Origin of the sequence: Streptomyces sp. NPDC048521, from assembly GCF_043199855.1 — a bacterium.
Taxonomy (GTDB): domain Bacteria; phylum Actinomycetota; class Actinomycetes; order Streptomycetales; family Streptomycetaceae; genus Streptomyces.
In genome coordinates this window covers 51,855-64,685 of sequence record NZ_JBICWR010000021.1, presented here as the reverse complement: position 1 = coordinate 64,685, position 12,831 = coordinate 51,855, and the positions used below count along the sequence as shown (strand labels likewise).

The 12,831-nt window shown below is 70.5% G+C and carries 15 protein-coding genes; 1 reads left to right on the top strand and 14 read right to left on the bottom strand.

Translation table 11 applies throughout. The annotated features are described in order from the left end of the window. Positions 1 to 72: 72 nt before the first annotated feature. The 5 genes from ACGFRF_RS34925 to ACGFRF_RS34905 all read right to left on the bottom strand — a co-directional run bounded on the left by ACGFRF_RS34925 (position 73) and on the right by ACGFRF_RS34905 (position 3,865). Positions 73 to 1,131 (bottom strand): class I SAM-dependent methyltransferase, encoded by a 1,059-nt coding sequence (locus ACGFRF_RS34925; protein WP_393746967.1) that lies wholly within the window; start codon positions 1,129 to 1,131, stop codon positions 73 to 75. Between the two features lie 385 nt (positions 1,132 to 1,516). Then, a complete protein-coding gene (locus ACGFRF_RS34920) occupies positions 1,517 to 1,915 on the bottom strand; it encodes a hypothetical protein (protein ID WP_393746965.1) in 399 nt (132 codons plus the stop codon). 56 nt (positions 1,916 to 1,971) lie between these two features. Continuing rightward, complete coding sequence (locus tag ACGFRF_RS34915; RefSeq protein ID WP_393746963.1) at positions 1,972 to 2,871, bottom strand: RNA polymerase sigma-70 factor; 900 nt, start codon at positions 2,869 to 2,871, stop codon at positions 1,972 to 1,974. A 52-nt stretch (positions 2,872 to 2,923) separates the two neighbouring features. Further along, positions 2,924 to 3,061 carry a hypothetical protein gene (locus ACGFRF_RS34910; protein ID WP_393746961.1) on the bottom strand — a complete coding sequence of 46 codons (138 nt, stop codon included), beginning with the start codon at positions 3,059 to 3,061 and terminating at the stop codon, positions 2,924 to 2,926. A 207-nt stretch (positions 3,062 to 3,268) separates the two neighbouring features. Continuing rightward, positions 3,269 to 3,865 carry a DinB family protein gene (locus tag ACGFRF_RS34905; RefSeq protein WP_393746959.1) on the bottom strand — a complete coding sequence of 199 codons (597 nt, stop codon included), beginning with the start codon at positions 3,863 to 3,865 and terminating at the stop codon, positions 3,269 to 3,271. Positions 3,866 to 4,052: 187 nt separating this feature from the next. Between ACGFRF_RS34905 and ACGFRF_RS34900 the strand changes: the two genes are divergently transcribed. After that, positions 4,053 to 4,868: a class I SAM-dependent methyltransferase gene (locus ACGFRF_RS34900; protein ID WP_393747098.1), complete on the top strand. Its 816-nt coding sequence runs from the start codon at positions 4,053 to 4,055 to the stop codon at positions 4,866 to 4,868. 452 nt (positions 4,869 to 5,320) lie between these two features. On the opposite strand, the gene ACGFRF_RS34895 is transcribed toward ACGFRF_RS34900, so the two are convergent. The 9 genes from ACGFRF_RS34895 to ACGFRF_RS34855 form a co-directional block, all read right to left on the bottom strand. Continuing rightward, a complete protein-coding gene (locus ACGFRF_RS34895; RefSeq protein ID WP_393746957.1) occupies positions 5,321 to 5,869 on the bottom strand; it encodes a GNAT family N-acetyltransferase in 549 nt (182 codons plus the stop codon). A 45-nt stretch (positions 5,870 to 5,914) separates the two neighbouring features. Then, the gene (locus ACGFRF_RS34890) at positions 5,915 to 7,129 is read right to left on the bottom strand and encodes a cytochrome P450 (RefSeq protein WP_393746955.1); all 1,215 of its coding nucleotides are present in this window, start codon (positions 7,127 to 7,129) and stop codon (positions 5,915 to 5,917) included. Positions 7,130 to 7,243: 114 nt separating this feature from the next. Next, positions 7,244 to 8,245 (bottom strand): hypothetical protein, encoded by a 1,002-nt coding sequence (locus ACGFRF_RS34885; RefSeq protein WP_393747096.1) that lies wholly within the window; start codon positions 8,243 to 8,245, stop codon positions 7,244 to 7,246. Between the two features lie 209 nt (positions 8,246 to 8,454). Further along, positions 8,455 to 9,105 carry an SDR family oxidoreductase gene (locus ACGFRF_RS34880; RefSeq protein WP_393746953.1) on the bottom strand — a complete coding sequence of 217 codons (651 nt, stop codon included), beginning with the start codon at positions 9,103 to 9,105 and terminating at the stop codon, positions 8,455 to 8,457. 66 nt (positions 9,106 to 9,171) lie between these two features. Further along, complete coding sequence (locus ACGFRF_RS34875; RefSeq protein WP_393746951.1) at positions 9,172 to 9,657, bottom strand: cyclophilin-like fold protein; 486 nt, start codon at positions 9,655 to 9,657, stop codon at positions 9,172 to 9,174. Positions 9,658 to 9,692: 35 nt separating this feature from the next. After that, positions 9,693 to 10,358, bottom strand: a complete 666-nt coding sequence (locus tag ACGFRF_RS34870) for an SDR family NAD(P)-dependent oxidoreductase (RefSeq protein WP_393746949.1) — start codon at positions 10,356 to 10,358, stop codon at positions 9,693 to 9,695. 47 nt (positions 10,359 to 10,405) lie between these two features. After that, entirely contained in the window at positions 10,406 to 10,783 is a 378-nt protein-coding gene (locus tag ACGFRF_RS34865; protein WP_393746947.1) for a DUF2255 family protein, read from the bottom strand. Beyond that, positions 10,780 to 12,270, bottom strand: coding sequence for an MFS transporter (locus ACGFRF_RS34860; protein ID WP_393746945.1), 1,491 nt, complete (start codon positions 12,268 to 12,270; stop codon positions 10,780 to 10,782). Before ACGFRF_RS34860 ends, ACGFRF_RS34865 begins: the two co-directional genes overlap by 4 nt. 134 nt (positions 12,271 to 12,404) lie before the next feature. After that, a complete protein-coding gene (locus ACGFRF_RS34855) occupies positions 12,405 to 12,722 on the bottom strand; it encodes an SDR family oxidoreductase (protein WP_393746943.1) in 318 nt (105 codons plus the stop codon). Positions 12,723 to 12,831 lie beyond the last annotated feature (109 nt).

Below are 12,831 nucleotides of genomic sequence, written 5' to 3'. Positions count from 1 at the left end.
GCGGCCGGCCCGGCAGCCGGCCTGTGAGGCAACGTGGTGGAACGGTGCTTCAACCGGCTGAAGCAGAAGTCCTCAGTGGCGCTTGACGTCGTAGATGCGGTTGGTGAGGGTCTCGACGGCGAGCTTCCAGTGGTTCAGACCCACCTCGGCGGCGATCTCCTTGAGAGCGTCCTGCCCCGGGTGATTGCCCAGCGCGTACGGGCCGTCCTGCGCCATCGCCGCCGGCAGACAGAGAACAGCCGAGGTGGAGGCGAAAGACCGGCCGATCGGATGGATGTTCTCACCGGGCTCGGCCGACACGTTCGGCTCGACGACGAGACAGCTTCCGTCGTCGGCGAGGGTTTCTTCGACGCGCTTGAGCGCTGCGGCGGGGTCCCCCAGATCATGGAGGCAGTCGAAGAACGTGACGAGATCGTATGCGGCGCCGGGGAAGTCATGCGCGGCGGCGACCTCGAACGTCACGCGATCACCGAGACCGGCCTCCGCGGCCAGCTTCCGGGCCGCCTCGATGGACGGCGGATGGAAGTCGAAGCCATGGAAGCGGGATTCCGGGAACGCCTTCGCCATGAGCACGGTCGAGTGGCCGAAGCCGCAACCCACATCGGCTACCGAGGCACCGCGCCGAAGCTTCGCCTCGACACCCTCCATGGCGGGCAGCCACTCCTGGACCAGCACTGCCTCGTATCCGGGCTTGAAGAAGGCGGCAACGCCCTCCGCCAGTTCCGGCCCGTACTCCTGCCAGCTCACGCCACCGCCGTTGCGGTACGCGCTCGCCAACGCCTCTTCGGCACCGTAGAGAGCCTTCAGCATGGTGAAGCCACCACCGACGTACGTCGGCAGAGAGGAATCCGCCAGTACAGCAGCATGAGCGTCCGGCAGGACATATGTGTTCGTCTCGGAGTCATGCAGTACGTAGGCACCGGCGACCTGCGCCGCCAGCCACTCGCGGACGTACCGCTCGACGAGTCCCGTCTTCTCGGCCAGTTCCTCCGAGGTGAGCGCCCCCGCACCCGCCATCGCCTCGTACAGTCCGAGGCGGATACCCAGAGACGTCGAAACCCCTGCGAACGCGGCGGCGTTGTCAGCGACCACCCGCTCGAGGAATTCCATCACGCGGTTCTCGTCCGGCATGTGACCACACTTCCTACTCTTTCGTCTCCTGTCGGCATTTGCCCAGGAGAGGGATCGACCGAGAGTCGTGGCTCCTCAGGCCGTCAGGGACGCGCCCCAAGTGCGACAGTCAGGACACCGGCGGATCGCGCTCCCAGTGCCTTCCGCAGAGGTGAGAAGAGACTCTCGTCTGCCTAACGAGTGAGAGCCCTCGCCAGGTTCATACCGTGCGGGCAGGGGGACCCCGACCCGGCCGACGCCCACGGTGTGGGATACGGCAGCGGCCAGGGTGAGCACGTCATGCGTGAGATCGCGGGCCCGTGACTCCGGACCGGTCATCGCCGGGGTCGCCGTGCGGCAGTGATCGAGTCCCCATGCGCAGCCGCGCCCGGGCCCACGGGGTTCGTCAGGCGGGGCGCAGCCGCGAGCGCGGGGACAGTGCCTGGGCCAGGGCCAGGGTGCTGAGGGCGAACATCACCACGCCCAGGGGGACATGGAACGAGGGCACGTGGGCGATGCCCAGCACGACCTGTGCCGAGGCGAGCAGGAGGAAGCCGGTGGCGTACAGGACGGGGCGGGGTGAGCCGCCGCCCGGGCGCCAGGCCAGGATCGCGGCGAGCACGTACAGCATGGCGGCTGCGTACATCACCCTCGCTCCGACCTCGTGCATCAGATGGCCCTGGGACGAGGTCAGCAGCATGCCCGCAGTGACCGCCTGGAAGAAGAGGGTCAGGGTCTGCAGGGCTATCGCGGTCCTGAGGAAGGTGAGGCCGCGCGGCGCGGTGGCCGTCGTCTGTCTGGTCATGGTGTGGTCCCTCGTGTGGTGTGCGGCGATAGGCGGGTGCTTCCGAGCCGTTGGCGTCAGCGCAGGGTGAGCGGGGTCTCGGCGGTGACGCGGGTCAGCTTCTCGGGGTTGCGTACGAAGTACAGGCCGGTGATCCGGGCGTCCTCGACACGGACGGCCATGACGCTGTCGAACTCGCCGCCCCTGTGAATGGCGAGTGCGGGGCTGCCGTTGACCATGGTGGGCTCGCAGGTGATCGGGGCCTCGACCTTGGCGGAGCCGCCGAGGCAGAAGCGGACGATCTTCTCGGCGCCGACGACGGGGCTGAGCGCGGCGCGTTTGACGCCGCCGCCGTCGCTGAGCAGAACGACATCGGGGGCGAGTACGTCGAGGAGGTCCTGGGGGTTCCCGGTGTCGAGGGCGCGCTGGAAGGACTCCAGTGCCGCCCGGGTCTCACTCGCCGAGGCCGTCCGGCGGGGCCGGCGGGCGTCGACGTGCCCACGGGCGCGGTGCGCGATCTGCCGCACGGCCGCCGGAGTCTTGCCGACGGCCTCGGCGATCTCGTCGTAGTCGACCTCGAAGACCTCGCGCAGCACGAACACCGCCCGCTCGGTCGGGGAAAGGCTTTCCAGGACGAGCATCATCGCCATCGACATGCTCTCGGCGAGTTCGATGTCCTCGGCCACGTCCGGGGTGGTGAGCAGCGGCTCGGGCAGCCACTGGCCGACGTACGCCTCCCTGCGGCGCTTCATGGTGCGCAGCCGGTTGAGCGCCTGCCGTGTCGTGATCCGCACCAGGTACGCCCGCTGGTCGCTCACCTGTCCCAGGTCGGCCTTGACCCAGCGTAGCCAGGTCTCCTGGAGGACGTCTTCGGCGTCGGCCGCCGAGCCGAGCATCTCGTAGGCGACGGTGAACAGCAGATTGCGGTGGGCGACGAAGGTGTCGGTCGCGGTCTGGGCGGTGGTGTGGTCGGTCATCTCTCGGTCTTCTCCCTCGAATGCCTGGTCAGGCTGTCCACCCCGCGACGGCCTACGCGCCGTGCGTGGCCTGCACGCAGACACAGCGCGGAGGGCCGGCCGCTGACGTCGAGACAAGCTCCGACTGCTGACGGGAACTGACACCTGCGAACCCGCTGCCGATCACGACCGCCTCGATCTCCTCGGTCACGCTGTCTCCTCCGTCCGAAGCGATTCCGCCTCAAGACACCGCGGGACTGCGCGCTGTGACAGACTGTGAGCCAGATCACTCCATGAGTGTGGGCTCGGCACGCGGAGTCCGCGCCAGGCCTTCGGGTCATGGCCGAACAAACGCGGGCCGGCTGATCGGCGTCGCATGGCCGACCCCGGAGCCGGCGGGGTCGGCCGCTGGGTGAGATCAGCCGTCGGCTTCCCGCGCCACACGCTCCAGTCGGCTCCGGTGGCCCTCCCACCATGCCTGGTCCCCCGGCGGCAGGTTGTCCTTGCCTTGCACATATCCGACGGATCCGTCGATGAGCTCTCGCACGATGTCGGCGTGGCCGGCGTGCCGCTGAGTGTCGGAGATGACGCGCACCAGGACGTGGTGCAGTGTCACCTCGCGTCGTTCCTCCGGCCACCAGGGGACGTGACCTGTCGCGTCGAGCGCCAGCGTCGCGACCGTGCTGTCGGAGTGCTCCCATGCCTGCCGGTACAGCCCAACGATCTGTTCCCGTGACTCGTCCGCAGTGGCCCACATGTCCGAGTTGGGTTCTGACTCCTCGGTATACCACCAGGACGGCGGCTCCTCGTCGAAGAACGGCCGTCCGAACGTGTCGCCGAGGTACGACAGTTCCACCCCGGCGACATGCTTGACCAGCCCCAACAGGTTCGTACCCGTGGGCGTCAGCGGACGGCGGATGTCGTACTCCGAGAGCCCGTCGAGCTTCCACAGCAGGGCATCACGCGCCTCTTGCAGATATCGGAGGAGGTCCGCTTTCGGGTTCGGTTCGATCATGCCGGGCAGTCTTGCACCCGGCACCGACAGCTGGCAGTGATCTCAGAAATCACTGACATGGAGCGGTCAGTGCGCGCATGACCGGCCGGCCGCGCATGAACCTGGCTCCCCTCACCAGGCCCCCCTGGAATCGATCACCTAGGCTGGCGCGGTGACTGATGAGCGGGAGCGGGTGCAGCCGTCGGGAGTGTGGGCCACGGCGGTGGGGGTGGCCAGGGTGCGGGCGCTGGAGACCGAGCGGGAGGACGCGCTGTTCCGCGACCCACTGGCACAGGCCTTCGCCACCGCCGGCGGCCTGTGGCCCTCCTCGCCGCCGCTGCCCGATGACGAGGCCGCGCAACGCCGCCGGCTGGCCGTGTCGTTCTCCATCGTCATCAGGACGAAGTTCCTCGACGACCTGTTGCAGCAGGCCTCCGCGTCCGGGGTCCGGCAGGTCGTGCTGCTCGGCGCCGGCATGGACAGCCGGGCCTTCCGGATGGACTGGCCCGAGGGCACCCGGCTGTTCGAGGTCGACACCGCTGCACCACTGGACTTCAAGGCTTCGGTGCTGCGTCAGGAGCGGGCCGTCGCACGCTGCGAGCGGATCACCGTCGCGGTGGATCTGCGTGAGGACTGGCCGGGCGCGCTGGCCGCCGCGGGGCACGACCCGGCCGTGCCGACCGCGTGGATCGCCGAAGGACTACTGATCTATCTGCCCGAGGACGCGGTGGAGCTGCTGCTGGCCCGGATCAGCACGCAGTCGGCGGCAGGCAGTCGGATGGGGCTGACATTGGGCTCGCGCGGCGTGATCGAGCGCTTCGGCGCGGACGCCGCGCCGGGATCGGCGGCGTCCATGTGGGTCTCGGAGATGCCCGACGACCCGGTGGGCTGGCTGGCCGGGCACGGCTGGGACGCCGACAGCCACACCCTGCGCGAGCGCGCTGCCGCCTACGGCCGCCCGATCAGCACCCCGCCGCAGCGCGAGGAGCGGCCCGGCGGACTGATCTCGGCGGTCCGCCGGTAGAGCGCCTCCCGGATCCCTGGAGGATCGATCCCAAGGGAGCCTGACGAGTGAAGCGCGGTTCATGCGCGGCCAGCCAGTCATGCGCGCACTGACCGCCTAGGACCACTGAAGCCCGCCGTGGCATGCGCGCCCCCGTCCTCCTCGCGCGCCTCCGTCCTCCTCGTGGTCGGCGATGCAGTGTCACTGATGGCGGAGGTCCGGGGTTCCGGTCGGAGCCGGGCGGCGACCGGGAGTTGCCCGTCTTCGGTGGCCGGCACCCACCGGACGTCGGCGGCGGCCCCGCCACGAGGGTGCCGAGGTGCGGGGCGGCGCGCTGATCGCTCTGTTCTTCCTGCCTGCGGGACGCGTCTCCTACGACACCACGCGCCCGCCCCGTTCCGCGAGCGCCGGCGTGCGATCTTGGGCGTCCTCGTCCTTGCCGGCCTCAGCCCGTGGAAGGGGCGTTCACGGCGTCACGCGGGGTTCGCCCACTCTTCGCGAAGCATTCCGAAGAGCACGCGGTCGTAACGCTCCCCCTCCACCAGCACAGCCGACCGGCGGCGGCCTTCCTCGCGGAAGCCCAACCTGGTGAAGGCGCGCACGGCGCGCTCGTTGCCGCTCCAGGTGTCCAACTCCAGCCGGCTCAGACCGTACGCACCGAACAAGTGGCTCACGAGCAGCCGCAACGCGTCGCTGCCGTGACCGCGGCCCCAGAACTCCCGCTCGCCGATGGTGATTCCCAGCGTGGCCACTCCGGCGTAGGGGTCGAGGTCCCGGTAGTCGGCCATGCCTATCACTTTCCCGCCTGCCAGATCCTCGACCGTGAACACGGCCGACTCCCTCGGGCTCAGTCGCAGCATGGTGTCAAAGCCGAGCCCGACCGCTTCCGCTGTGACCGGGCCGAAACACGGGTCACCTGCTGCGGCCCAGCGCACCACCTCCGGGTCATTGCGCCACCGGACATGGTGCTCAGCGTCTTCGGAGCGCAGCGCGCGCAGTCTCACCAGGTTTCCTTCGAACATCGGGCAACCCTAATCGACCGGAGTGATCGGGCGTTTCAAGGATGTTCAGGCGGTGAAGGTGACAGGAAGTCGCGTCGGGCCCCGGAGACCGCCGGGTCGCCAGCTCAGTTCGGTCGGCGGCACGGCCAGGGCGAGATCCGGCAGGCGGCGCAGCACCGTCCCGATGGCGATCTGGCCCTCCAGCCGGGCCAGTGGCGCGCCCAGGCAGTAGTGGATGCCGTGCCCGAAGGCCAGGTGGCCGTTGTCGCGCCGGGTGATGTCCAGTCTGTCGGGGTCGGGGAACTGTTCCGGATCGCGGTCGGCGATCGCGGACGCGATGAGCACGGTTGCCCCGCGGGGGACGGTCACGCCCGCGATCTCGACGTCTTCGCGCGCGAACCGGGCGATGCCGGGGTTGACCGGGCCGTCGTAGCGGAGGAACTCCTCGATCGCGTCCGGCAGCAACTCTGGATGGTCCCGGAGCAGGGTCAGCTGGTCGGGGTGGGTCAGGAGCGCGGCGACAGCGCTGCCGATCAGGTTGACCGTCGTGACGTACCCGGCCACCAGCAGCAGGAAGGCCATGGCGATCAGCTCGTCCTCGTTCAGCCGTTGCTCCTCGTCGCGGGCGCTGATCAGCGCGCTGAGAAGATCGTCACCGGGCCGGGCGCGCTTGGCCTCGAGATGCTTCGTCACATAGGCGCGCATCCGCTGCCACGCCTCGTTGACGACGACCGGGTCCGGCATGCTCTCGCCGCGCACGAGCATGGCGTCGGTCCACCGCTGGAAGTCGTGCCGGTCGTCCACCGGTACGCCCAGCAGCTCGCTGATGACGGTGACGGGAAGGGGGAGCGCGAAGTCCGCGACGAGTTCGGCCCGGCCGGCCGGCACCACCGCGTCGAGCAACCGGTCGGTGATCTCCTGAACACGGGGCCGCAGCTCGGCGACCCGACGTGCGGTGAACGCCTTCGAGACCAGACGGCGCAGGCGGGTGTGGTCGGGCGGGTCGGAGCGCAGCATGTTGCTCATCATCGATTCACGCTCGAAAGCGGGCAGCTGTGCCATGAGGCGCGGGTCGGAGGCGTCACGGACGTCACTGCTCAGCCTCGGGTCGGACAGGGCGGCGAGCCCGTCCTCGTAGCGTGTGACCATCCAGGCGTCCAGGCCGCCGGCCATGACCACGCGCCGGACCGGACCGTCCTTGCGCAGCTGTCGGTAGAGCGGGAACGGATCTGCCAGGAAGGACGGGTCGGCGTAGGGGAGTAGGACCGGCTGCTGGCTCATCATGCCTCCCCTGGCACGCAGCGAGCACGCGTGCCTTTGAATGGTGATTACGCGCGTATGACTATTTTGTCTGATATATGGCGTTCGTGTAGGGAGAGGTGAAGCGCGGAGGGGTCATGAAGCGCGGTGGAACGGTGCGACGGCGGCGGGGTTGATCGCGTCGGGGCCGAACTTCCGGCGGATGCGGTCCATCGCGCCTTCGGCGATCAGTCGGGACTCGCGTGCCTGGTCCAGGCTGATCTGCTGGGCGACCTGGTCGGCGTCGAGGAGGTCCTCGCCCTTGAGGATGATCCCGGTCAGGCGGGCGCGCTGCAGGCCGGCGGCGTCCATCAGCTGGTAGGCGAGGGTGCGCAGGTCTTCGTCGTGCGCCGAGGCTTCGGGCAGTCGGCGGGTCTTCTCCCAGCTGGCGCCGCCCGCGAAACGCAGGGTGAGGGTGAGGGCCTGGGCTGCCTGGCCGCGGCGGCGCAGCAGCAGTCCGAGCCGGACGACGAGGTCCAGCAGTGCGGCCCGGACGACGGCGCCGTCCAGGGTGTGGTCGGAGAAGCGGTGTCGTACGGAGGCGGAGACGGGCAGGGCCCGGGGGACGACGGGGCGGGGGTCGATGCCGCGGGCACGGTCGGCGGCAAGCCGGCCGGCCTTCTTGCCGAGCAGGCGCTGCACGGTGGACGGGGAGACGGCGGCGAGCAGGCCGATCGAGTGGATGCCGTAGTCGCGCAGGACAGCGGCCTGGCGGGGTCCGATGCCGTGCAGGGCCTCCACCGGCAGCGGCCCGAGCCATTCGGTGACCTGCTCGGGAGCGATGGCGAGGACGCCTCCGGGGTCGGCGATCTGGGCGGAGGCGGTGGCAGCGATCGTGATCGTCGGGCCTATACCGACCCGGACGTCGATCCCGAGACGCGAAACGCACCTGACCCGCAGCATCTCACCGAGGTGGCGGGCGTCGGCGTCGTGGTAGCGCAGGGCGCCCTTGAGTTCCACCAGAGCCGCGGACGGCGGCAGGGCCTGGACCACCAGGGAGAGATCCGCCAGGAGCTCCAGCACATGCCGGTAGGCCTCCTCCGGCAGCCGTTCCGGGCAGCGCACATGCATCACCGTCGACTGCGCGGCCTGCGTCATGCCGTTGCTCACTGTCCTCACCTCCCACGCTCCACGGTATCGAACAGATAATCGAACACGCGAGTGCGCACGGCTTGGACCTGGCGGATCGCCGAGGTGGGCGGCCAGCAGGGTCGCTCCGAGCAGGACCACTAGTTCAAGACCGAGCACGGGGAGTCTTCTTTGTGAGGGGGCGCCCGGTCCGGGCTGTGGCCGGTGGGCGGGAGCGTTCACGTGGCGTCGGCGACGGCCTGCGCGATGGGGGTGGTGCCGCGGGTGAGTTCGAGGATGGTGCGGTGCAGACGGGGCTGGTGCACGGCCTCGGCGAGGGTGGCGGCGACGTCGTCGCGGGACACGTCGTCGTAGTCGATGGCCGCGCCCAGGCGCACGGATCCGGTGCCTGTGGCGTTGGTGAGGGTGCCGGGCCGGATGATCACCCAGTCGAGGCTGGTTGCCGTCAGGTATACGTCCTGGCGGCGTTTGACCTTCATGTAGTGCTCGAAGTCCGCCCCGAGGCTTTGGTCGCGCCAGGCGTCGGGGAAGGCGGACAGGTGCACGAAGCGCGGTACACCGGCGGTGAGGGCGGCGTCGACGGCGAGGGCGAGTCCGCGGCCGTCGACGGCGTCGGCTGCGGCCGGCCCCTGGTCCGGGGCGCCCGCGGTGAACACGGCGGTGTCGCAGCCGCGCAGGTGTCCGGCGAGTTCGGCGGTGTCTAGCTGTGTCAGGTCGCCTTGCACAGGGGTCGCGCCGACGGTGGCCAGGCGTCGTGCCTGCTCGGGTGAGCGGTGCAGGGCGAGGACGTCGTCGCCTCGGGCGATGAGCTGGTTGATCAGGCGGTTGCCGACGCCTCCGGTTGCGCCGATCACGAACACGCGTGCCATGGGACCACTTCTTCCTGCGAGGCGCCTCCTCCGAATAATGGGGTGGCGGTGGGAGGGTTGCTCGGCTCAGCCGACGGCGGTGATGGTGACCTTGAAGTTGCCGTTGGGTCGGGCGAAGTCGTCGATGTTGTCGGTGAACTCGCCGAGCTTGACCAGGCCCTCGGAGTGGGGGAAGTCCTTGTAGAAGATGGCCAGGTTGCCCCAGGGAGCGTAGAGGGTGAGGTCGCCGGCTTTGGCGGCGGTCCCGGAGGGGGATCCTGCGGTGGACAGCTTCTTGGGCAGGTCGCTGATCTTCTCCGTGCCGGCGTAGTCGTTGAGGGTGAGCGTCAGTGGCAGCAGGGCGGCGAAGTCACGAGCGGCGGCGCTGTCGTTCAAGGTGGCGTGGTAGGTGCCATTGTCGGTGGTGAGCTGGATGTCCATGGTGGTGCTCTCTTGTGGTGTTGTGGTGGCGGCCTGCTGGCTCTGCGCGGTCGTGGCGGGCGCACCCGTCTGAGGGCCGGTGGTGGTGCAGCCGACGGCGGTGAGGATCGTGGCCGCCGCGGCTGCCGGCACGGCGGCATGGTGCAGGCGGAAGGGGGCGCGGGGCATCAGGTGTCCAGCGGCGAGGCGTAGTGGCGGAAGTCGCCGCGCTGCTGGTGGATCCTCCACAGGGTGTCGGCCAGGGTGGTGGGGTCGGTGTGCTCGTCGCCGGGAGCGATGGCGCCAGGGATGATCAGCTGGGCAACGTGCACGCCTTCGGCGGCGAGACTGTCGTGCAGCATGCGGGCGTAGGCGCTCTCGGCGGCGAACGCGATGGAGGTGCCGGCCCGTTCGGGGTGCGGGCGCACCGCGCTGCCGCCGTTGACGAAGAGGATGGTTCCGCGGCCGGCCTGCCGCATGTCCGGCAGGACCTGCTCGACGGCCGTCATGGGCCCGAACAGCGAGAAGGCCAGAGGGCCTTGCAGATCCTCGGGGCGCGTGTGCTGGACAGGCTTCATGAAGTCCTTGTGCGGGACGGGGCTGTACTGCAGGACTTCGATGGGCCCGAGAGTGCTGGTGGCTGCGTCCAGGGCCGCGCTCAGGGCTTTCGCGTCGCGTACGTCGGCGGCGAAGCCCTGCGCGGTGATGTTGTCCTGCTGCAGGTCAGCGGCCAGTGCGTCCAGGTGTTCGGGGCTGCGGGAGATGAGCGCGATGGCGAAGCCTTCGCGGCCGAAACGGCGTGCGACGGCAGCGCCCAGTCCGGGTCCGGCGCCGATGAGAGCGAGGGTGGTCATGAAAAGGCGTCTCCGGTTCATCCAAGGGGCGTGTGGCGGGGGCGGGGTCAGGTCTGCGGGGTCAGCCGCAGGGTGGTGGCGCGGGCCTGTTCGGCGGTCATGGGTTCGACGTAACCGGTGTAGCGGCCGTACTTGGCGCGGTAGGCGTCGTCCACGCTGTCGTTGGCGGCGGGGTCGGTGACCGGGGTGAAGGAGACGTCGGCATCCATTCCGCCGGCGCTGATGTGTCCGGTGCCGGTGGTGCGGGCCGTCTTCCACCAGGCGCCGTCGGTGCCACGCCAGGAGCGGACGAACACCTGATCGCCGTCGGTGACGACCCAGATGGTGGTCGGCTTGCGCAGCGAGCCGTCGCTGCGGCGGGGAGCGATGTGCAGTTCGTCGGCGGCGGCGAGGTGCTCCAGTGCGTGCGGGTTCCAGGGGGTCATGGGGTGGTCTCCTTCGCTGTGCGGGGCTGGGCGGGATGCGGCAGGGGTCCTTTCGCTCCGGTGGTCCGGGGGGCGGGAGCCGGGGCGGGGCCGACCGGGTGATCTGCGGCAGGGCGCAGGAGGCAGGCCGCGATGCCCGCGGCGCCGACGATGGCGGCGGCCAGCAGCAGGCTGGTGCGCACGCCGGTCGGCATGTGGCTCTGGCCGGCCAGCAGCGCGCCGAAGACTGCGACGGCCAAGGCGCCGCCGAGCTGGCGGGAGGTGTTGAACATGCCGCCGGCCGTGCCGGTCTGCTGCGCCGGCACGCTGTTGACGAGCAGGGCGGTGGTGGGCGGCATGGCCAGCGGGCCGCCCAGGCCGACCGGGAGCATCAGCGCCGCCAGCGCCCAGGTCGGCGTCGCCTCGGGCACCAGAGCCAGCGTGATCAGTCCGGCCGCCATCAGCAGTAGACCGCAGCCGATCGGCACGCGCGGGCCGAAGCGCTCGGCGGCCCGCGCGGAGAGCGGGTTGATGAACGCTGACAGCACCGTCATCGGCACGAATGCTGCTCCGGTGGCCAGCGGGGACAGGCCCCGGTGCTGCTGCAGGTAGAGGCTGAAGAGGAACACCATGCCGTAGAAGCCGGCCATGAACGCGAACCCGGCCGCGCAGGAGATCACCACGGTGCGGTGGCGCAGCAGGGGCAGGGGAACCATCGGGGCCTGGCCGCGGGCCTGCGCTCGCACGAACACGGCGGCGGCCACCAGGGTGATCAGGGCCGCGCCCCAGACGATGGGGGCAGTGAAGCCTCGCTCGCCGGCCTCGATCGCGCCGAACGTCAGTGCGCCCATGGCGAGGACCGCGGTGACCTGCCCGGTCACGTCGAAGGGGGCCGGCCGGTGCGGGGACCGGTCGGTGCGCGCGAGGAGCAGCAGTGCGACCAGGCCGATCGGCAGGTTGATGAAGAAGATCATCCGCCAGCTGATCAGGCTGGCCGCGCCGCCGGCGACGGGGCCGGCAGCCGAGGCGACGGCGCCTCCCACCGCCCACAGGGCGACCGCCCGTGCGCGCTTGACGGGGTCGGTGTACGCCTCGCGGATCAGTGCCAGGCTGGAGGCCATCATGGCAGCGGCGCCGGCGCCTTGCACGAGGCGGGCGGCGATCAGCACCGGGAGGGTGGGTGCCAGGCCGCAGGCGGTGGAGGCGGCGATGAACACGGCCAGTCCCAGGCCGAAGGCACGGCGGGCGCCGATGCGGTCCGACAGGGAGCCGGCCGACAGCAGCAGCGCTGCGAACAACAGGGTGTAGCCGTCCAGGACCCACTGCAGGCCCGTGATGCCGCCGCCCAGGTCGCTGCGGATAGCGGGCAGGGCGACGTTGACGACCAGCGCGTCGAGCGTGATCACGAAGAAGCCGAGCAGGGCCGTGGCCAGCGCCGCCGCCGGGTGCCCGCGCCGCTCGGGCGCGCTGAGACCGCCACTGCGGGAGGGGGAAGCAGACAGGGACATGGGGTGCAGCTCCAAGAACAGGTGGGAGAGCAGCGGTGCCGGGCGGGGCCGGGACCGGCCAGGGCCCGATGCGCCGCCCACCGTGGGCGCTCGTCTCCAGGGAACCGCCGCCCGGATGCGCGGGGAAGGCACCGTCATGCCAGGTACTGGCAGTGCCTCCCATGCGACCTGCGGGTGCGAGCGCAAGAACCTGGAAGGCCTCCGGCGGTCAGTGGGCCGTGAAACCGAGTCCATGGGCAGGGCGACGCCGAGACGAACGTGGCGGTGGGACTGCACAGCCACAGCACGGCGTTGGCGATCTCCTCGGCGGTGCCCAGGCGGCCGATCGGCTGCTGCTCACGCACCCGGATGCGGACCTGGCCCGCCGCGGCGTGCGGCTCGTCCACCTCCACCGGGTGCAGTACCTCGGGAGGGCCGTAGGAGGTCAGACCGATTGCCAGCACAAAGAACATCTCCCCGTCACGCGCAAAGGTGCAGTGGTTGCTGCGGTGGGGGGGGGGGGGGGGGGGGGCGCGGCGGGCCGCCCCCCCCCCCCCCCCGGCGGCCGGGGGGGGGGGGGGC

Coding starts and splice junctions, on each gene's coding strand:
- ACGFRF_RS34925 (WP_393746967.1), bottom strand. CDS start 1,131: ATGCCGGACGAGAACCGCGTGATGGAATTCCTCGAGCGGGTGGTCGCT.
- ACGFRF_RS34920 (WP_393746965.1), bottom strand. CDS start 1,915: ATGACCAGACAGACGACGGCCACCGCGCCGCGCGGCCTCACCTTCCTC.
- ACGFRF_RS34915 (WP_393746963.1), bottom strand. CDS start 2,871: ATGACCGACCACACCACCGCCCAGACCGCGACCGACACCTTCGTCGCC.
- ACGFRF_RS34905 (WP_393746959.1), bottom strand. CDS start 3,865: ATGATCGAACCGAACCCGAAAGCGGACCTCCTCCGATATCTGCAAGAG.
- ACGFRF_RS34895 (WP_393746957.1), bottom strand. CDS start 5,869: ATGTTCGAAGGAAACCTGGTGAGACTGCGCGCGCTGCGCTCCGAAGAC.
- ACGFRF_RS34890 (WP_393746955.1), bottom strand. CDS start 7,129: ATGAGCCAGCAGCCGGTCCTACTCCCCTACGCCGACCCGTCCTTCCTG.
- ACGFRF_RS34885 (WP_393747096.1), bottom strand. CDS start 8,245: ATGACGCAGGCCGCGCAGTCGACGGTGATGCATGTGCGCTGCCCGGAA.
- ACGFRF_RS34880 (WP_393746953.1), bottom strand. CDS start 9,105: ATGGCACGCGTGTTCGTGATCGGCGCAACCGGAGGCGTCGGCAACCGC.
- ACGFRF_RS34870 (WP_393746949.1), bottom strand. CDS start 10,358: ATGACCACCCTCGCTCTCATCGGCGCCGGACCCGGACTGGGCGCTGCC.
- ACGFRF_RS34865 (WP_393746947.1), bottom strand. CDS start 10,783: ATGACCCCCTGGAACCCGCACGCACTGGAGCACCTCGCCGCCGCCGAC.
- ACGFRF_RS34860 (WP_393746945.1), bottom strand. CDS start 12,270: ATGTCCCTGTCTGCTTCCCCCTCCCGCAGTGGCGGTCTCAGCGCGCCC.
- ACGFRF_RS34855 (WP_393746943.1), bottom strand. CDS start 12,722: ATGTTCTTTGTGCTGGCAATCGGTCTGACCTCCTACGGCCCTCCCGAG.